This is a genomic window from Rothia sp. P7181 (assembly GCF_048513015.1).
Lineage (GTDB): Bacteria > Actinomycetota > Actinomycetes > Actinomycetales > Micrococcaceae > Rothia.
In genome coordinates this window covers 1-18,354 of record NZ_JBLXXZ010000012.1, presented here as the reverse complement: position 1 = coordinate 18,354, position 18,354 = coordinate 1, and the positions used below count along the sequence as shown (strand labels likewise).

At 48.4% G+C, this 18,354-nt stretch carries 19 protein-coding genes; 15 read left to right on the top strand and 4 right to left on the bottom strand.

Annotated features, from left to right (window positions below; all coding sequences use genetic code 11):
• Positions 1-316: 316 nt before the first annotated feature.
• From ACN08Z_RS06770 to nagA, 5 genes are read left to right on the top strand one after another with little or no spacing between them, the layout of a single operon-like run.
• Positions 317-1,204, top strand: a complete 888-nt coding sequence (locus tag ACN08Z_RS06770; protein WP_419103797.1) for an SIS domain-containing protein — start codon at positions 317-319, stop codon at positions 1,202-1,204.
• A gap of 28 nt (positions 1,205-1,232) precedes the next feature.
• Positions 1,233-2,192: a 1-phosphofructokinase family hexose kinase gene (locus tag ACN08Z_RS06765; protein WP_419103796.1), complete on the top strand. Its 960-nt coding sequence runs from the start codon at positions 1,233-1,235 to the stop codon at positions 2,190-2,192.
• 46 nt (positions 2,193-2,238) lie between these two features.
• Complete coding sequence (locus ACN08Z_RS06760; RefSeq protein WP_419103795.1) at positions 2,239-3,072, top strand: class II fructose-bisphosphate aldolase; 834 nt, start codon at positions 2,239-2,241, stop codon at positions 3,070-3,072.
• Positions 3,073-3,129: 57 nt separating this feature from the next.
• A complete protein-coding gene (locus ACN08Z_RS06755; protein ID WP_419103794.1) occupies positions 3,130-3,927 on the top strand; it encodes a DeoR/GlpR family DNA-binding transcription regulator in 798 nt (265 codons plus the stop codon).
• A gap of 25 nt (positions 3,928-3,952) precedes the next feature.
• Complete coding sequence (gene nagA, locus ACN08Z_RS06750; RefSeq protein WP_419103793.1) at positions 3,953-5,116, top strand: N-acetylglucosamine-6-phosphate deacetylase; 1,164 nt, start codon at positions 3,953-3,955, stop codon at positions 5,114-5,116.
• A 24-nt stretch (positions 5,117-5,140) separates the two neighbouring features.
• Here nagA and ACN08Z_RS06745 read toward each other — a convergent pair whose 3' ends face one another.
• The 3 genes from ACN08Z_RS06745 to tmk all read right to left on the bottom strand — a co-directional run bounded on the left by ACN08Z_RS06745 (position 5,141) and on the right by tmk (position 8,269).
• Complete coding sequence (locus ACN08Z_RS06745) at positions 5,141-6,340, bottom strand: MFS transporter (RefSeq protein ID WP_419103792.1); 1,200 nt, start codon at positions 6,338-6,340, stop codon at positions 5,141-5,143.
• A gap of 97 nt (positions 6,341-6,437) precedes the next feature.
• Positions 6,438-7,583, bottom strand: coding sequence for a DNA polymerase III subunit delta' (locus ACN08Z_RS06740; RefSeq protein WP_419103791.1), 1,146 nt, complete (start codon positions 7,581-7,583; stop codon positions 6,438-6,440).
• Entirely contained in the window at positions 7,580-8,269 is a 690-nt protein-coding gene (gene tmk, locus ACN08Z_RS06735; protein WP_419103790.1) for a dTMP kinase, read from the bottom strand. Before tmk ends, ACN08Z_RS06740 begins: the two co-directional genes overlap by 4 nt.
• A 138-nt stretch (positions 8,270-8,407) precedes the next feature.
• On the opposite strand from tmk, the gene ACN08Z_RS06730 reads away from it, so the two are divergent.
• From ACN08Z_RS06730 to ACN08Z_RS06710, 5 genes are all read left to right on the top strand, one after another.
• Positions 8,408-9,604: a trans-sulfuration enzyme family protein gene (locus tag ACN08Z_RS06730; protein WP_419103789.1), complete on the top strand. Its 1,197-nt coding sequence runs from the start codon at positions 8,408-8,410 to the stop codon at positions 9,602-9,604.
• Between the two features lie 13 nt (positions 9,605-9,617).
• Complete coding sequence (locus tag ACN08Z_RS06725) at positions 9,618-9,941, top strand: DUF2516 family protein (RefSeq protein WP_419103788.1); 324 nt, start codon at positions 9,618-9,620, stop codon at positions 9,939-9,941.
• Positions 9,942-10,145: 204 nt separating this feature from the next.
• Positions 10,146-10,886, top strand: a complete 741-nt coding sequence (locus ACN08Z_RS06720) for a phosphoglyceromutase (protein ID WP_419103787.1) — start codon at positions 10,146-10,148, stop codon at positions 10,884-10,886.
• Positions 10,887-11,021: 135 nt separating this feature from the next.
• A complete protein-coding gene (locus ACN08Z_RS06715) occupies positions 11,022-12,200 on the top strand; it encodes a sensor histidine kinase (RefSeq protein WP_419103786.1) in 1,179 nt (392 codons plus the stop codon).
• An 81-nt stretch (positions 12,201-12,281) separates the two neighbouring features.
• Positions 12,282-12,965 carry a winged helix-turn-helix domain-containing protein gene (locus tag ACN08Z_RS06710; RefSeq protein WP_419103785.1) on the top strand — a complete coding sequence of 228 codons (684 nt, stop codon included), beginning with the start codon at positions 12,282-12,284 and terminating at the stop codon, positions 12,963-12,965.
• A gap of 94 nt (positions 12,966-13,059) precedes the next feature.
• Here ACN08Z_RS06710 and ACN08Z_RS06705 read toward each other — a convergent pair whose 3' ends face one another.
• Complete coding sequence (locus ACN08Z_RS06705; RefSeq protein ID WP_419103784.1) at positions 13,060-13,584, bottom strand: hypothetical protein; 525 nt, start codon at positions 13,582-13,584, stop codon at positions 13,060-13,062.
• A gap of 258 nt (positions 13,585-13,842) precedes the next feature.
• Between ACN08Z_RS06705 and ACN08Z_RS06700 the strand changes: the two genes are divergently transcribed.
• The 5 genes from ACN08Z_RS06700 to rlmB all read left to right on the top strand — a co-directional run bounded on the left by ACN08Z_RS06700 (position 13,843) and on the right by rlmB (position 18,272).
• Positions 13,843-14,328, top strand: coding sequence for a CarD family transcriptional regulator (locus ACN08Z_RS06700; protein WP_419102392.1), 486 nt, complete (start codon positions 13,843-13,845; stop codon positions 14,326-14,328).
• A 44-nt stretch (positions 14,329-14,372) separates the two neighbouring features.
• Positions 14,373-15,167 carry a 2-C-methyl-D-erythritol 4-phosphate cytidylyltransferase gene (gene ispD / locus ACN08Z_RS06695; RefSeq protein ID WP_419103783.1) on the top strand — a complete coding sequence of 265 codons (795 nt, stop codon included), beginning with the start codon at positions 14,373-14,375 and terminating at the stop codon, positions 15,165-15,167.
• 8 nt (positions 15,168-15,175) lie between these two features.
• Positions 15,176-15,676 (top strand): 2-C-methyl-D-erythritol 2,4-cyclodiphosphate synthase, encoded by a 501-nt coding sequence (gene ispF / locus ACN08Z_RS06690; RefSeq protein ID WP_419103830.1) that lies wholly within the window; start codon positions 15,176-15,178, stop codon positions 15,674-15,676.
• An 82-nt stretch (positions 15,677-15,758) separates the two neighbouring features.
• Positions 15,759-17,180, top strand: a complete 1,422-nt coding sequence (cysS, locus tag ACN08Z_RS06685) for a cysteine--tRNA ligase (RefSeq protein WP_419103782.1) — start codon at positions 15,759-15,761, stop codon at positions 17,178-17,180.
• 108 nt (positions 17,181-17,288) lie between these two features.
• Positions 17,289-18,272, top strand: coding sequence for a 23S rRNA (guanosine(2251)-2'-O)-methyltransferase RlmB (gene rlmB / locus ACN08Z_RS06680; protein ID WP_419103781.1), 984 nt, complete (start codon positions 17,289-17,291; stop codon positions 18,270-18,272).
• The last annotated feature ends 82 nt before the right edge of the window (positions 18,273-18,354 follow it).

Below are 18,354 nucleotides of genomic sequence, written 5' to 3'. Positions count from 1 at the left end.
ATAATGATTGAAAATGACTGATGTAAAGCAAGTTGAGTGAAGTTTTTGCAAAATAATCAAAATTAGTCACTTTGTTAAATAAAGTGATTTCTGACTTTTAGTAACGCGCTTTCTGTGTTAAATGCCGATTTTCTAGGGTAATCTTCTTGGTTTCTAGGGTTTTTGGTGGAGTGTTGGCGAGTAAACGTGGCTGATTGAAAATTATTCTTGTAGACACAAAAAGAATCATATGTAATCATAATTGTGAAAACTTTTGATTAATTGGGTGATGGATTTTGAGAAAAACCCCAACACCAAACACAGAAAGGCCACAACTATGACAACCCCCGGCGCCCACATGAAAGAAGAACTCCTCAGCCAACCACAAACCTGGGCACAAGCACTCGAACTAGACACCTCAGCACTACCCCAAGACGGCACAAAAGTCGCAGCCGTAGGATGCGGAACATCCTGGTTCATGGCACAAAGCTACGCCGCACTACGCGAAAACGAAGGACACGGAATCACCGACGCCTTCACCGCAACCGAAGTACCCACCGAACGCGACTACGACGAATACCTCATCATCTGCCGCTCCGGAACCACCAGCGAAATCATCACCTTCATGGAATCCGTCAAAGGGAAAAAACCCATCACCGTACTTGTTGGAGTCGCAGACTCACCCGTAGCAGAACTAGCAGACCGCGTCATAGACCTCGGCTTCGCCGACGAACAATCCGTCGTACAAACCCGCTTCGCCACCACCGCACTCATGCTCCTCCGCTCCTCCATCCACAGCCGCGACATCTGCCAAAACGCCATCAAAGACTGCGAACGAGCACTATCCGAACCACTAGATCCAGAACTCATCAACGCAGAACAATACTCATTCCTCGGCACCGGCTGGACAGCACCCATCGCCACCGAAGCGGCACTAAAAATGCGTGAATCCTCGCAAAAATGGACAGAATCCTACAACTCCATGGAATACCGACACGGCCCCATCGCTATCGCCTCAAAAGGTCGTATCACCTGGCAATTCGGACAAGCACCAGCAGGCCTTCGCGAACAAGTAGAAGCCACCGGCGCACGCTTCGAAAACCAAGATCTAGACCCCATGGCAGACCTTGCACGCCAACACCTCGTAGCACTCGAAACAGCCCTAGCCAACGAGCTAGACCCCGACCAGCCACGCAACCTCACACGCTCAGTCATCCTCAACTAAACACAAACTGAAGGTAGAGGTAAAAGCCATGAACACATCAGCCGTTGTCGCTATCACGCTCAACCCCGCACTAGACATCACCATCACCATCGAGCACCTCAGCGCAGAATCAACACTACGCATTCCCGCCGCTCAACGTCGCCTCGGAGGTAAAGGACTTAACGTCGCCAACGTCGCCGCCGAACAAGGCTATACGGCCGTGGCTCTAGGGCCCATCTGTCACGAATCTCTCCAAGAGCTTCACCAACGACAAACTGAGCAACGCAACACAACGCACCCCCTCAACGACGGTGTGCACACGGCTTTTACCCCTACCCCCACACCTTTACGTAGCACCTACGCAATACACCAAAAACACGATTCCTCCACCACCATCATCAACGAAAACGGTGCAGAACACCCAAGCCACGTGTATGAAGGAATCCTCAACACCCTAGAAGACACCCTCAAACACTATGAGCACTGTGCCGTAACACTCTCTGGTTCTTTCCCGCCAGCAGCACCCACCACACTCATCAACGACATCAGCACGCTCTGCCAACGCTACGGCAGCACTTTCATCGTAGATACCTCAGGGAAACACCTCCTCGACGCCGCCCAAGCACACGCCGACTACCTCAAACCCAACTACTCTGAACTTCTCGAAGCCACCCAATCAGACGAACTCTTCACCGCTGTCAAAAAACTTCAAAACCTCGGCGCTCAAAACATCATCGTCTCTTGCGCAGAAGACGGACTGTACTTCATCAACCACCATCAGGCATACCGCGCCAAACTTGCTCAACCACTGCAAGGTAACCCCACCGGCGCCGGAGACGCACTCGTCGCAGCACTCGCCACCGGACTCATCGACAAACTTCCCACCGAAGAACTCCTCCGCCGAGCAATCTGCTGGTCTGCCTCAGCGCTCACACAACCTATCGCCGGAGCTATTGGCACCGAATGGGAATCCCTCAACACCAACATCCTGATGGAAAAAATCCGCTAACCCAAACCTTTATCCCCTGAACACAACCACGACAGGAAAGAAAACCATGCCACAAATCAACACCATCGACCTCGTGCGCTCCGCCGACCAAAACCGCAGAGGAATCGGAGCTTTCAATGTCGTCCACCTAGAAACAGCAGAAGCCATCGCACAAGCAGCCGAAACAACAGGCTTACCCGTTATCATGCAGCTAAGCCATAACTGCATCAACTTCCACGGCAACCTCACCCCACTGGGGCAAGCCATGATCGACATCGCACAACTCTCCACCGCAAACATCGCAGTACACCTAGACCACTGCGAATCAGTAGACTTAGCCTGCCAAGCTATCGACCTCGGTTTTAACTCCGTCATGTACGACGGCTCCACCCTACCGTATGAAGAAAACCTCGCCGCCACGGTCAAAGTTGTAGAGTACGCCCACCGCAACGGCGCCAGCGTAGAAGCCGAACTTGGAGAAATCGGAGGCAAAAAAGGCGCCCACACCCCTGGTGTACGCACCGATCCCGCCGAAGCACACGAGTTTGTACAAGCCACAGGGGTAGACACCCTAGCTGTTGCCGTCGGTAGCGAACACGCCATGACCGAACGCACCGCACGACTAGACCACGAACTCATCACACAATTACGTGAATCTACAGGGGTCCCACTCGTCCTTCACGGATCTTCTGGTGTCAGCGATGAGCAGATTCTCCAAGGAATCCGCTCAGGTATGACTAAAATCAATGTATCAACACACCTTAACAGTTTCTTTACTGAAGCTATTGCACAATACCTTCACCAAAACCCAACAGTTGTGGACTCCCGCAAATACTTGGGTGCTGCACGAGAAGCGTTAAGCGCAGAAGCCGCCCGACTATTGAGCGTCTTCGCCGGTTAAAGTGCGTTGAGAATAACCTCAAATAACTAGCTCATAGCGAATGGAACACGACCGACGATGCGCAGCCAACGACATGCCGAAATACTGGAACTCCTCAACGAACGCCAGTGCCTGAGCGTCAACGAAATTATTGACGCCCTAGACATCTCAGCGGCAACAGCCCGACGAGACCTCGACTACCTCGCCGGCGAAGGTCTTCTGCAACGAACCCGTGGTGGAGCACAAAGTAACCAAAACGTCCTCGCCAGCCCTATGAGCCGTAGAGACTCTTCTCACCTACCACAAAAAACCGCTATCGCACGTGCTGCTATCGAGCATCTACAACCTGGCATGATTATTGGCTTTACAGGAGGTAGCACCGTCGGAGAAGTCGCCCGCGAACTATCACAATGGGTCTACCAACACCAAGATGTTGAACTTACCCCCGCTCAACCTCTTCTGACCGTTGTCACCAACGCCGTAGACATCGCTTATGCGCTCGCCGAGAACTCACGTATCAAAATTGTTCTCATCGGCGGTGAAGTCAACAGCTACTCCTACGAAATCACCGGACCTTTTGCGACCGACATGCTCAAAAACATCTCCCTCGATTTGGCATTTATCGGGGTGAACGGTTTTGACCAGAACGGCCCAGGAACAGTGAACGAATATGAGGCCATGGTGAACTCTGCGATGGCAACACGTGCAGAAAAAACTTTTATTGTTGCTGATTCTTCAAAGTTTGGAAAACGCTCATTCTCTAGTGTGGGCGGAGTCGAAAACATCTCAGAAGTGATTACCGACTCTCAGCTACAACCAGAACTTGCTGAGGAAGTCCAAAACCTCGGCTATAACCTCAAAATTGTTGATTTATAACATCCTAAAGGTGTGAATATATACCATGTCTTCTCTTCTGATTCATTCAGCAACCGTCTACGACGGAACCATTGGCGGCGTTTATCCCGATAGCGCAGTTCTCGTAGAGGACGGAAAAATCACCGATATTCTGAGCACCTCTGAATGGAAGACAAAACAAACCCCTGATACACGTATTGTTGATGCGCAGGGCGCTCCCGTCGTTCCCGGATATCTTGATATACATCATCATGGCGGGGGAGGGCATGCCTATGATGAGGCAAATCTTGATACTGCACGTGTTGCACTCAACGCCCACCGTCAGCACGGAACAACTCGAAGCGTCTTATCGTTCGTGACGAACTCGATAGAACATATGGCAGGCGCTCTGAACACTTTTCAACAGCTACTCAAAGACGATCAGCAGGTTCTTGGATTCCACGCCGAAGGGCCGTTTCTTCACCCACAACATAAGGGTGCCCACCCCGAAAAACTGCTCAAGGACCCATTAGCTGAAGACGTTGAGAGACTACTTGAAGCTTCAGACGGGCACCTCCGACAGATTACTTTAGCCCCCGAACGTCATGGTGCTTTATCCGCAATACAACGTTTTACGAGTGCTGGAACAGCTGTAGCTGTTGGCCATACAAACGCCACCTATGAGCAAGCTCAGCAAGCTTTTGCTGCAGGCGCTTCACTCCTGACCCACACGTTTAATGGGATGAACGGTATTCACCATCGTGCCCCCGGTCCGGTGATCGCCGCTTTAGAAGAACAATCTGTGTCTCTAGAAGTTATTAATGACGGTATTCATGTCCACCCATCAGTAGTGCATACTCTTTTCCGTGAGGCTCCAGAACGTATTGTCTTGGTAACTGATGCGATGTCAGCTGCTTGTAACCCGGATGGCTTGTATATTTTGGGTACTTTAGATGTCAAGGTCGAAAATGGTGTTGCTCGTTTAGTACACGGGGATTCTCTTGCTGGCTCTACTTTGACGATGGACTACGCCGTGCAGCACGCTGTACGTTCTGTTGGCGTGGGGTTAGATGTTGCAGTTGCTTCTGCAACGTCTCATGCTGCTCATGCTATTGGTGTGGGGCGAAGCTATGGGCGAATTGCTCCAGGGTATTCGGGAGATATCCTGATTTTGGATGAGCAGACGTTACTTCCAAACCATATTTATGTAGATGGCGTCCCTCAACGATAGTATGTTTGCGTATTTCACCGATGTTTAGCGAACCTCATCGCTGGTAGGTTTGGTAGAAGTCATCGAGATAGTAGCAATTTCTCGTGCTCCTTGACCGAACGCGAAACTGCATATTGTTGAGGTGATAAAAATGACGCCAGCTAAAACCATTGCCCATTGAGGACCTAACCTATCCGATAACGGGCCAACGAGTGAATTTCCGATGAGCATTCCGCCGGTCATGACAACTGTCATAAGAGAAAACAATCGCCCTTGAAACTCTTCTGGTGCAGATTGAACAAATACTAAGTTGCCAACAACTTCTTCTGGGCCATACGCAAGACCCCATATGAACCATAAGATGCAAAACATCAGAAATTGGGGTTCAAAGCCCATCAACATATTGGTGAGTCCGTATATTGTTCCAGATGCTAGAAGCCAGGACCGTGCTCCTCCTCGGAACTTCATTTTGCCAGCGATTATAGAACTAGAAATCGTTGCTACACCATAGCAAGCTGACGCAATCCCAAACTCAAAACTGGTTAGCCCTAAATTTTCGCTCACGTATGGAACTGCAGAAAGAACACCAATAGGAACTGCTGCCATTGAGAAGAACCAGAAAATATACAGGGTCTTTAATGCTGGGATATTTCTGGCTATCTCAATGCCCGCTTTGACCATGTCGATATTCTTTTGGCCTTGATGTTTTTCGGCCCGATTTTTATAGTCTGTATCAAAATTTTTGATGGTGTATATGAGCAAAGCATATACACCATAGAGAATGCCACAGATGACAAGTGTGTGCGAAGCGCCGATAAAACCTACTAAAGCGCCACCCATCACGGGGCTAACTGATTGCATGAAGAATGAGACACCAGCTCTTTTACCGATAAAATCTTGATAGTTCTCTCCAAAGATCAGAGGCAGGCTAGAGTACATCGCAGGCCGTTCTAATGCACCTACGCTAGAAGAAATAAAAGAGATAACCATCATCGCAAAAACACCGGCAGAAGCCCATGTCAGAGGCAACGTTATTAATAGAATAGATTGCAGAATGTTAGAGTAAGCAATGATTTTTTGCCTGTTGAGCTTCTCAACTTGTGGAGAGCCTAATATTCCTACAAGAATTGCAGGAATAGCACCAGAGACTGCAACTAGAGACGCCGATGAGAGCCTTCCTGTTGCTGTATACACCAGAAACGGAGATGCTATTGTTTTTATTCCCTCAGACGCTTCTGAAAGCATGAGAGCAGATAAAATTCTATACTCTAAAAATTTAGAAGATTTGCATGTAACGGCCATTGGTCTTCACTCGAGACTTCTTTTCCTATAACACGGTTGACTATCGTTGAATAAAGGAACACATCATCGCTTCAAAAGCGAGTTTTGCGCTAGCATTCGTTGAAATACGTTTACGTGTTAGCGTCAAAGTATCTAAATGTCCGAGTGCCTGTTCTGGGCTCATTCGTTGCGCATAATCATGTAATTCTGCGGTGAGGTGAGTATTAATCAGTGCAGAACCAGTACCAAGCTGTATCGTTAGCACATCTCTAAATACTGTCTGTAAATCAATCAGAAAACGGTCTAGCGTGTCGGTAGCCATTCGCCGACTACGACGTTTTTGCTCTTCTTCTAACTGACGAATCTGAGCTTTAACATTGGGTGTTATTTTTTCGTCTTCTGTTATTCCAAGAGTTCTCAAAAGTTCTTGTAATTCTCGTTCATGTCGTTCTTTTGACGTATGATCAGCTTCTTCTTGAGCGATGTTTACTAGCTCTTGAGCAGCATGCATTGCTGCTGGAACAGACGAGAGAAAAATAGGCATACGCACGACCTGCTCACGGCGTTGACGTGCTTTATCTGATCGTGCAAGATGGCGGGCAACCCCAATATGTCCTTGTGCTAATGACGCACAATGACGGGCAAGAGCTTCGGGGTATCCCTCAACACCAGCAAGGAGTTTAACCACTTCTTCCCGATCCGGTACTCGTAGGGTGACAGGCCTACAACGAGAACGAATCGTCACCAGAACATCAACGGGGGAGGGCGCACAAAGAATCCAGATGGTGTGTTCTGGCGGTTCTTCAATAGCTTTGAGAAGAACGTTAGATGTTCTTTCTGGCATCCTATCAGCATCTTCGACGATGATAATGCGCCAGCGACCTACCGCAGGTCTATCTTGAGCTTTGGTGACGAGTTCTCGTGCTTGCTCAATTTTGATGCTGATATTTTCAGTAGAAAAGTGCGTCAAATCTGCGTGGGTGCCACGTAAAACGCTATGGCAGGTTTTGCATACACCACATCCGCGTAGCTGAGTATTGGGTTCTTCGCAGAGTAAGGATGCTGCAAAAGCTCGTGCGGCGGTTGAGCGCCCTGAACCGGGTGGTCCGGTGAAAAGCCAAGCATGTGTAGGGCGTTCTAATTGTGCTTGTTGGCGGAGTTGCTCTACGACTTCTGGCTGCCCGATAAGTGTGTCCCAGATACTCATCCTTGCTCCTGAATATGTCGGATGAGGTGGTCATAGATATTTTGGTGCATCTGTTCAATATCTTGTTGCGCATCAATACACACATAATGGTGTGTTTTTGCTGAAGCAGAATGCGGTAAATCGTTGAAAGCTTGCTGTATTTTTTGGTGGAAGCTATCTGGCTCTGCTTCTAGACGGTCTTGCTGCCCGCGACGATGAGTGCGTTGTCGGCTTTTTTCTAAGGGCAGGTCGAGAAGGAACGTAATATCTGGGTGCAGGTTTTCAGTGGCCCAGAGTGAAAGGTTTGTGATGTTTTCTTGGCCAAGTTCTCGCCCGATACCTTGATAGACAGCTGAGGAATCAATGTATCGGTCACATAGCACAATTTTACCTTCTGCTAAGGCTGGACGGATAAGCTGTTGAGCATGCGCAGCACGTGATGCAGCAAAGATGAGCGCTTCGGTCCGTGCGTCAATGGCTGTTTCAGTATGTTCGAGGACGAGCTGACGCAGTTTCTCTCCTATGGGGGTGCCTCCCGGCTCACGGGTACATATAACATCGTAGTTTTCTTGGCGTAGCCGTTGCTCTAGAAGTTTGACTTGGGTAGATTTACCAGCACCATCGCCACCTTCAAAGACAACGAATATGCCGTTACCTAGATGTCCTGTTGCGCGGTGCTGTGCACTATAGTTTAGAGATTCGCTCACGCTTATAAGAGTATCAAAGCAATAGAAATAGGTACTTAGCTCAAAAGTGTCTTCTGCGGTAAGTAATAGAAATGTTTTCTGCTGTTAAAAAGTGTACGTACTATCGTGGATGGTTATGTTCAGCGTAGTCTAATGGGTATGAGTACAGCAAAAGACATTTCTTCAGCAACATATGTGGTGAGTGCCGGCCGTCCAGCCCCAGAACACGATGCACCGGTAAACCCTCCTGTTATTTTTTCTTCGACGTATCGCGGTGCAGGCACTGTAGACCCTGAACACGACAAAGTGTATGCACGCTTTGACAATCCCACATGGAACGGATTTGAAGAAGTTGTCGCTGGTATTGAAGGTGCATCTCTCCCTGGACTTGTCTTTTCGTCAGGAATGGCAGCTATATCTGCGGTTATGGATCTAGTTCCTGCTGGTGCAACAATCCTGATTCCACGTCACGTATACATGAGCTCAGCAACAATCGCTGAAGACTTGCAACGCCGTGGTGTTGCTGAGGTGATTCGCTTAGATATTGAGAATACTCAAGAAGTGATTGATGCTTTAGAGAGAGTCTCTCAAAAATATGATTTAGCTGGAAAAACTCCTCATTATTCTGCTCCTGAAGCGCTTTTATGGTTAGAGAGTCCCACTAACCCGATGCTAGAAGTCGCTGATTTACCCACGATTTTGAGTGCTGCTCAACGGCTTGGCGTACTTTCTGCGGTGGATAATACCTTTTCAACAGGTTTAGTTCAGCAACCTTTAGCTTTGGGCGCTGATGTGGTGGTTCATTCTGCAACGAAGTATTTATCAGGGCATTCTGATGTTCTTTTAGGCATTGCGGTAACTTCTCATCAGCCGTTACGGGAAGCTATTTTGCGTTATCGTACGCTACATGGCGCTATCGCTGGGCCAATGGAAGCATGGCTAGCGTTGAGGGGTATTCGTACATTGTCTTTACGTATGGAACGCTCTATGGATAATGCGCTGGAGCTGGCTCAGCGTTTGAGTAAGCATCCTGCTGTCGCACAGGTGCGTTATCCGGGGCTTCCGGAGGATGCTGGGTATGAGCGCGCTCGCCAGCAGATGAATGGTTTTGGTGCTGTACTGTGTATTGTTCTTGACGCTGATGCGGTGCAGACTCAGCAGGTGGCGGAGCGTTTGCGGTTGTGGACTCCTGCAACGAGTTTGGGCGGTGTGGAGTCCTTGGTGGAGCGTCGCCGTCGTCATCCGTCGGAACCAGAGAGCATTCCTGAGTCGTTGATTCGTTTATCTGTGGGGATTGAGCATGTTGATGATTTATACGCTGATTTGTGTGAAGCTCTTGATGTTTTAGTCAAATGATAGGCTGTGTTGTATGAGTCCTCTATCTATTGTTGTGTATTTTCAGTGGGGCGTATCTGCTCTTTTCGCTTTAGTCGTTGCTGGTTTGTCTTTATGGGCGTTGTTAGATGCTGTTCGAGCTACGGACTATGCTTATCAAAGCGCTTTTAAGCGGACTAAAACTTTTTGGGTCGCCTTAACGGGTGGTAGCGTCTTGGCTTCTGCTCTGGCTCTTTTGACCTTGTCTCAAGGTGGTGTCCCTAATTTGTTCTTCCAGCTTTTTGCGGCTATTGCGGCTGGTGTGTTTTTGGCTGATGTTCGTCCGGTTGTTACGGTGCGTCGCAATAAAGACTATTAAACACAACTAAACGCAAAAAGATTCTGAGGGGTTTATGATGTGCTGTTATCGCGCATCATAAACCCCTCTATTATGTGCTGACTAGTGCATTTATAAGATTTCTTGTGTTTTTTCTTGATGTTCGTCGCGTATTTTCCAGAACTTTTAGGGATTTTTAAGTGGGAATACCTTTGCATGTGTGGATAGTAGTGGAACAATGGAGATATGACTTACAAACTAGTATTACTCCGTCACGGTCAGTCCGAATGGAACGAACTCAACCTCTTTACCGGTTGGGTGGATGTTAACCTCACCGAACAGGGCCGAGCAGAAGCTCAACGCGGTGGCCAAATGCTCAAAGAGCGCAATATCCTTCCCGATGTTGTTCACACCTCTCTACAACGTCGCGCTATCAATACCGCAAACCTCGCTCTTGACGCTGCAGATCGTCTGTGGATTCCTGTCAAACGCAACTGGCGTTTGAACGAGCGTCACTACGGTGCTCTACAGGGCAAAAACAAATCCGAAACTCTCGAAAAATACGGCGAAGAGCAGTTCATGACATGGCGTCGTTCTTATGACGTCCCGCCTCCTGCCCTCGACGATAACGACGAGTACTCTCAGGCGAACGATCCTCGTTATGCTGATATCGAGAACGCTCCTCGCACCGAATGCCTCAAGGACGTTCTAGAACGTATGCTCCCTTACTGGGAATCAGACATTAAACCAGACCTAGCTTCTGGTAAGACTGTTCTCGTTGCAGCTCACGGTAACTCCTTGCGTTCTTTGGTCAAGCATCTTGAAGGTATCTCTGACGAAGACATCGCTGGTTTGAACATTCCTACTGGCATTCCGCTGTACTACGAGTTGGACGAGAATTTCCAACCGCTTAAAGCTGGTGAATATCTTGATCCTGCTGCTGCAGCTGAAGCAATTAAGGCTGTTGCTAACCAAGGCAAAAAATAATATCTAGATTGTTTTCTTCGGCGTCTCTAGCTTGTCTAGGGGCGCCGTCGTTTTATCTGGAAGGGAAATTGCAGGTGAACATTCATCTTTTGATGTTCTTCTAGTTTTCCTTCTACGTCTGTTAAGAATAAGCTGGTGTCTGTGGACCCTATCCTCATTGCTCTAATTTTTATTATGGTTGGTCTTGCAATTGGTGTCTTGAGCATGTGGGCTGTCACTAAAAGTGACCGTGAACGTGCGCAATGGGCAGATATTGAAGAGCCAAGTATTCAAGACGGTGCTGCCGAAGTGCTCGCCGTAATTGGTCGCGCCTATGTGGTGGTTGATGCTGTTGACGGAGTGGTTCAAGCTTCACCCGGTGCATACGCTTTAGGGCTGGTCCGTGGGCACACCATCGTGTGTGAAGAGATGATTGAGATGATTCGTCAGGCTCGTAGCGGTGGTACTATCGCAGAACGTGAAATATCTTTAATCCGTGGAGTAACGACTAAGAGTACTCTTGTCATTGATTTACGTGTTGCTCCTTTGCGCGATGAATATATTTTGGTTCTTGCCGATGACCGCACCGAAATCGCTCGAGTTCAAACCATTCGTAATGACTTTGTTGCCAACGTCTCTCATGAACTTAAAACACCTGTTGGTGCTATTGGGTTGATGGCAGAGGCCATCGAATCGTCTTCAGACGACCCAGAATCAGTAGAGTATTTTTCACAACGGTTACAGAAAGAGTCTCGTCGTTTAGCTTCTTTGGTTCAAGATGTTATTGAGCTTTCTCGGTTGCAGTCTGCTGATGTGGTGCGTCAATCTCAGCTTGTTGACGTCAACGACCTAATAACCGGTGCCATTGATAGAAACCGTATTACGGCTGAGGGTAAAAATATCACGTTGAGTTCTCAGGGGTGGGCTAAGCACTTGGTACATGGAGACCCTGAACTTTTAGGTACTGCGTTACGTAACCTCATCGAGAACGCTATACGTTATTCTCCCGAATCAACGCATGTGACGGTTTCTGTCCGTCAGGATGAAGAGAATATTTATATCTCTGTGACGGACGAGGGCAATGGTATTGCTCGCGAGGAACAAGACCGTATCTTTGAGCGTTTTTATCGTATTGACCCTGCTCGTTCTCGTCAGACCGGTGGTACAGGCTTGGGGCTAAGTATTGTCAAGCACGTGATGGCTCAGCATGGTGGCGAGGTATCTCTTGAGTCAGAGGTTGGGCAAGGATCTACGTTTACGATGTCTTTGCCGATGGTTGATGAACAAACCGAGCATGACTTATTGGGGTCAGAGAGCGTCACCTCCGCGCCGTAGACGAGGTGTGCTCGTACAATTTTTGTAGAGGCTCAAACATTGTTGAGAGCTATATTTTCTGAATGTAAAGGACATAACTATATGGCTAGGATCTTGGTTGTTGAAGATGAAGAAGCCTTGAGCGAGCCTCTGGCCTTTTTGCTAGGCCGTGAGGGGTTCGACGTTCAGGTCGTTGATAACGGTATTGACGCTGTTGTTGAGTTTGAACGTAATGGTGCAGATCTTGTTCTTCTTGATGTCATGCTTCCTGGTCAGTCGGGTATGGAAGTATGCAAGCAACTACGTGCCCAGTCTTCTGTTCCTATCATTATGCTCACTGCTAAAGACAGTGAGATTGATAAGGTACTTGGTTTAGAGCTTGGCGCTGATGATTACGTGACGAAGCCTTATTCTTCTCGTGAGCTTATTGCTCGTGTACGAGCGGTGTTGCGTCGTCAAGGTGACGGTGAGGAGTTAGAAGCTTCTAGCGCTGTCGAAGTTGGCCCTGTGCGTATGGACGTTGAACGGCACATCGTCACTGTTGACGGTGAGACGGTAACAATGCCGTTGAAGGAATTTGAGCTTCTGGAGATGCTCTTACGTAACGCTGGTCGAGTTTTGACACGTTCTCAGCTGATTGACCGTGTATGGGGCTCTAATTATGTGGGAGATACGAAGACTCTTGACGTGCATATTAAGCGTATTCGTTCAAAGATTGAGCCAGATCCTTCAACCCCCCGTTATGTTGTGACGGTGCGTGGCTTGGGCTATAAGTTTGAGTCTTAGGTTTTACGGTTTAATAGGCAGATAAAAAAGCTGGTGGGCATTCACTGTGATGTGAGTGCCCACCAGCTTTTTATGACAGAAGTGGTGCCGTGTTTTAGTGTCCGCTAGATTCTGCTGGTGTTGCGCTTGCGCTAGACATTGTGGCATTGGGAACGAATGGTTTGTACTCTGGTAGTGTTCCGTCAAGTACGGGAATGTTTACCGGTTCGCTATTTCCGTTGGAGCTGACTTTTACGTCAAGTAGCATGAGTCCAGGGTTAGCACCAGCTGGGTCGATGATGAGTTTGTGGGATTCATCTTCTAAACGAATTTCTTTGCCTGCTGGTACGGTGATGTTTTCTGCACCGGCAGGGAAGTTGATGGTGACGGTAGCGTCTTCTTTGCCGTTGTTGAGGATAGTTCCGAGAACTCGCCCGTCAGCGTCTGCTGATTCTGCGATTACCATAATGTTACGTACGGCAATGTCTCCTACGTTTGCTGATACGCCGTCAGAGGGTGAGTATTGGAATGTTGTTGGCTGGGTGTAGATGTATCCACAGCCTGTTGTGGTGAGCGCTGCAAGTGCGATGGTGGTGCAAGCGACTGCACGTTTGAGCGTGGAGGAGACGGCAAACTTCACGGCATGAACTCCTTGATGGTTACGAAGCATAATCGTTGTGCTGAGGTAAATGTGTGTGTCTCAATACAACTGAAAATATTAGGGTCTTTCGTATACAGTCTAACGGTTTAACGACGGAACGTCTGTATCTGCTCAATGGAGGGCGGATGAAAAGGCGGATAAATGCTAAATATAAGGTTTTTGTGGCTTAAAAATTACTTCTGGTGGTTCTTAAATCTTCCCATGATAGACTAGTTAAGCTGAAAGGGGTTTATCCATATGCTTTTTGAGGTTGGCGAAACCGTCGTTTACCCTCACCACGGTGCTGCAACAATCGAAGAAATTAAGATGCGCACTATTCGTGGTGAAGAAAAAATGTATTTAAAACTCAAGGTTGCTCAGGGCGACCTTGTGATTGAGGTACCTGCTGAGAACGTTGATATGGTGGGTATGCGTGATGTCGTTGACGAACGCGGCTTGCAAGAAGTTATTGACGTGCTGCAGGCTCAAGATACTGAAGAAGCCGCAAACTGGTCTCGTCGTTATAAAGCGAATGTTGAGAAACTTGCTTCCGGCGACGTGATTAAGGTTGCTGAGGTCGTTCGTGACTTATGGCGTCGTGAGAACGACCGTGGTCTTTCTGCTGGTGAGAAACGTATGCTCGCTAAAGCTCGTCAGATTCTTTCGTCCGAGGTCGCTTTGGCTAAAGATATTGACGAACAATCTGCTGAGAAAGAACTCGATAAAATTCTCGAAGACGTCTAAAAATCTAGAATATTTATTCTTTTCTATCCGGTAGGCTCATGGCTGTGACTAATACCGATAGTTTTTCTCAGATGGCGGACGACGTTACTGGAACATCTCCAGTAGCGTCGTTCGCCGTCGTCATTCTTGCCGCTGGTTCTGGTACTCGTCTTGGATACGGTATCCCTAAAGCTGCTGTTCAACATTCTGGCAAGACCTTATTAGAGTGGGCTCTAGCTGGCGTTGATGCTTCTGGTGTTGCTTCACGTATCGTTGTTACTGTTCCGACCGATGATACTGCTCTGACGAACATTGCTGCTGATTATGGTGCTCTTACAGTGTCTGGCGGGTCAAGCCGTGCTGAGTCTGTTGCTTTAGCATTATCTGCTTTAGACAATGCTCCCGTGCGTTCTGGCTTTTCTTCTGACGCTCCTTCTCACGTGCTCATCCACGATGCGGCACGAAGTTTTACACCTGTTGAGGTGTTTCATCGGGTCTGCCAGTCATTATCTTCAGGGCAGGCTGCCGTCATTCCCGTTCTTCCGGTTGTCGATACGATTAAGACGGTAGATGCAGACGGTTACGTGCGTTCTACTGTGCAGCGTTCTGTGTTGCGTTCTGTTCAGACTCCGCAAGGTTTCCATTTCAAAACGTTATTGGGCGCATACCGGCAGGCTGAAGAACAAGGTTTAAGCGATGAGATTACCGATGACGCTTCTGTTGCTGAAATGTGCGGTATCCCCGTAAAAACTGTTCTTGGTGATTTCCGTTCACTAAAAATTACTGTTGCTGAGGATTTGGCGTTAGCTTCAGCGTTAAAACTTGCAGATGAGTTATCTGCTGTTTCAGAGAAAGATTGATGTCTAGAATGATAATTCCTCGTACTGGGATTGGTATTGACGTTCATGCTTTTAGCACAGACCCTCAGACACCACTATGGATTGCTGGGCTGTTGTGGGATGGAGAAGTTGGGCTATCGGGTCATTCTGATGGTGACGTTGTGGCTCACGCTGCTGCTGACGCTCTTTTTTCTGCTAGCGGTACGGGGGATTTAGGGTCAAATTTTGGGGTCGACCGTCCGGAACTCAAAGGTGCTTCTGGCATTTTCTTGTTGGAGGAAGCTGCACGGATTGTGCGTTCTTCTGGTTTTGAGATTGGTAATATCGCGGTTCAGCTGGTAGGCAACCGTCCCAAGTTTTCTCCTCGTCGTCAGGAGGCTCATGACGTTCTTTCGAAGGCGGTTGGCGCACCGGTAACGGTTACTGCTACGACGACTGATGGCTTGGGGCTAACAGGTCGAGGTGAAGGCATTGCCGCTATTGCTACAGCATTGGTGTATCCGTCTTCTTCCGTTGCAGATAAAGAGTAACGGGTAGTAACTACTCACACTTATCGCGGGGTGTCGTTGGTTAAAACGTGCGCCTTTGCTCAGCTTTGCATAGACTAAGGGAGTGACTTTGCGTTTTTACGATACTGCTACTGCTTCTATTCGAGATTTTGTTCCTGTCCGCCCCGGACATGCGTCGCTTTATTATTGTGGTGCGACGGTTCAGGGCGCCCCTCATATTGGGCATGTGCGTTCTGCCTTGGTTTTTGACCAGCTGTCTCGGTGGCTTCGCTACCGTGGTTATCAGGTGACAACGGTTCGTAATGTCACTGATATTGACGATAAGATTCTTGTGAACTCTGCGCGCTCTTTTGAAGCGGACTATGAGGGCGAGTACCCTTGTGAGCCTTGGTGGGCTTTAGCGTATCGTTATGAAAAGGTTTTTGCGCAGGCCTATGATGCTCTTGGCATTGACCCACCAACCTATGAGCCTCGAGCGACGGGGCATATTCCGCAGATGTTTGCCTTGATTGAGCGGTTGATTGCTGCCGGCCATGCGTATCCTGCGTTGGATGATTCTGGTGACGTATATTTTGATGTTCGTTCGTGGCCTAGCTATGGTGCGTTGACTCATCAGCATATTGATGACATGCAAGATGCGGCTGATGCTGATCCTCGCGGTAAGCGTGACCCTCGTGATTTTGCGCTGTGGAAGGGCTACAAAGCGGGTGAGCCGGAATCTGCTTCGTGGGATTCTCCGTGGGGCCGTGGTCGTCCAGGCTGGCATTTGGAATGCTCTGCCATGGCTGGCCGTTATCTTGGTTCTCATTTTGATTTTCATGGTGGCGGTTTAGATTTACGTTTCCCTCATCATGAGAATGAGTTGGCGCAGTCTACTGCTGCTGGTGATGCTTTCGCGAATTTCTGGCTTCATAATGGTCTGGTCACTTATGAGGGTGAGAAGATGTCGAAGTCTATCGGCAATACGGTTTCTCCTGAGCAGATGCTTCAGAGTGCGCGGGCTCTTGCTGTTCGTTATTATTTGGGTCAGGCTCATTATCGTTCAGTGCTTGATTATCGTCCGACGTCGTTGGAAGAGGCTACGGCTTCGGTAGAACGTATTGAGGCGTTTCTTGCTGCAACTGTTTCTGAGCATCGTTTGGGTGAGGTTCCTGAAGAGTTTGCTCAGGCAATGGACGATGATTTGAACATTCCTCGTGCACTAGCTGTTGTTCATGAGTATGTTCGTGCCGGTAATTCTGCTCTTGCTCAGGGTGAGGATGTTTCTTCTATCGTTGTTGCTGTTTATACGATGGTTGATGTTTTGGGTCTTCGTTCGTTGATGAGTTTTTCTGCCTCTGGTCAGGGTTCTTCGGCTGCTGCTGAGGTTGCGTTGGATTCGTTGATTCAGGGCATGTTGTCTGAGCGTTCTGTTGCTCGGGAACAAAAAGATTGGGCACGCGCTGATGAGATTCGTGATGCTCTTTCTGCTGCTGGTGTGACGATTAAGGATGGGGCTTCAGGTTCTACTTGGTCGTTGTCGTAGTTTTTTAGTTTTGGTATAGATATGTTCTCTGCTTGTCTCAGGGCGCATATATTGGATATATAGATGTGAAGTCGTAGAGGTTTCTACGCAGGATATTGAGGAATAGTTATGGCTAAGGCTGGGCGTCGTCCTGGAGCGACGACAAAGAAAAAGGGTCCGACTAAGGGAACCGGTGGTAAGAACCGTAAGTCTCTTGAGGGTAAGGGGCCTACTCCTAAGGCGGAGGATCGTCCGTATCATAAGGCGTATAAGATGAAGCGTGCGGCTGAGCGTCGTCAGGTTGGTTTGCATTCTCGTCCGCAGCCTCGTTTGGGTGGTAAGCGTACGAGCGAGGAGTTAGTGACTGGTCGTAATGCGGTGTTGGAAGCGTTGAAGACGGATATTCCGGCGAAGCATTTGTATGTGATGAGTCGTATTGATGCTGATGAGCGTGTTCGTGAGATTATGACGTTGGCGAATAAGGCTGATTTGCCGATGCTTGAGATTTCTCGTGGTGAGTTGGATCGTTTGACGGAGGGTTCTGTTCATCAGGGTATTGCTTTGCAGATTCCTCCGTATAAGTATCCTGATGCTACGGATTTGGTTTTGTCGGTGATGGAGTCTCATCATGCTGGTGAGCTTTCTTCTGCTCCTCTTTTTGTTGCGTTGGATGGTATTACTGATCCTCGTAATTTGGGTGCGATTATTCGTAGTGTTTCGGCGTTCTCTGGTGATGGTGTGATTATTCCTGAGCGTCGCTCTGCTGCTGTGACTGCTTCTGCTTGGAAGACTTCTGCTGGTGCTGCTGCTCGTATTCCTGTTGCGATGGCTACGAATTTGACTCGTGTTGTTCAGCAGGCGAAAGATGCTGGTGTTTTTGTCGTTGGTCTTGATGGTGGTGGAGACATTCTTCTTCCTGAGTTGGAGCTTGCTTCTGAGCCGTTGATGATTGTTGTTGGTTCTGAGGGTAAGGGTCTGTCTCGTTTGGTGACGGAGAACTGTGATCAGATTGTTTCTATTCCTATTGATTCTGCGATGGAGTCGTTGAATGCGTCGATGGCGGTGGGTATTTCTTTGTATGAGGTATCTCGTCGTCGTGCGTTGAGCAGCTAGTTGTGAGCTGTTTGAGCCGGTTATTTCTTCTTGTATGAGGGGAGGTAGCCGGCTTTTTTGTGTATTTTGGGTGCTTTGAGAA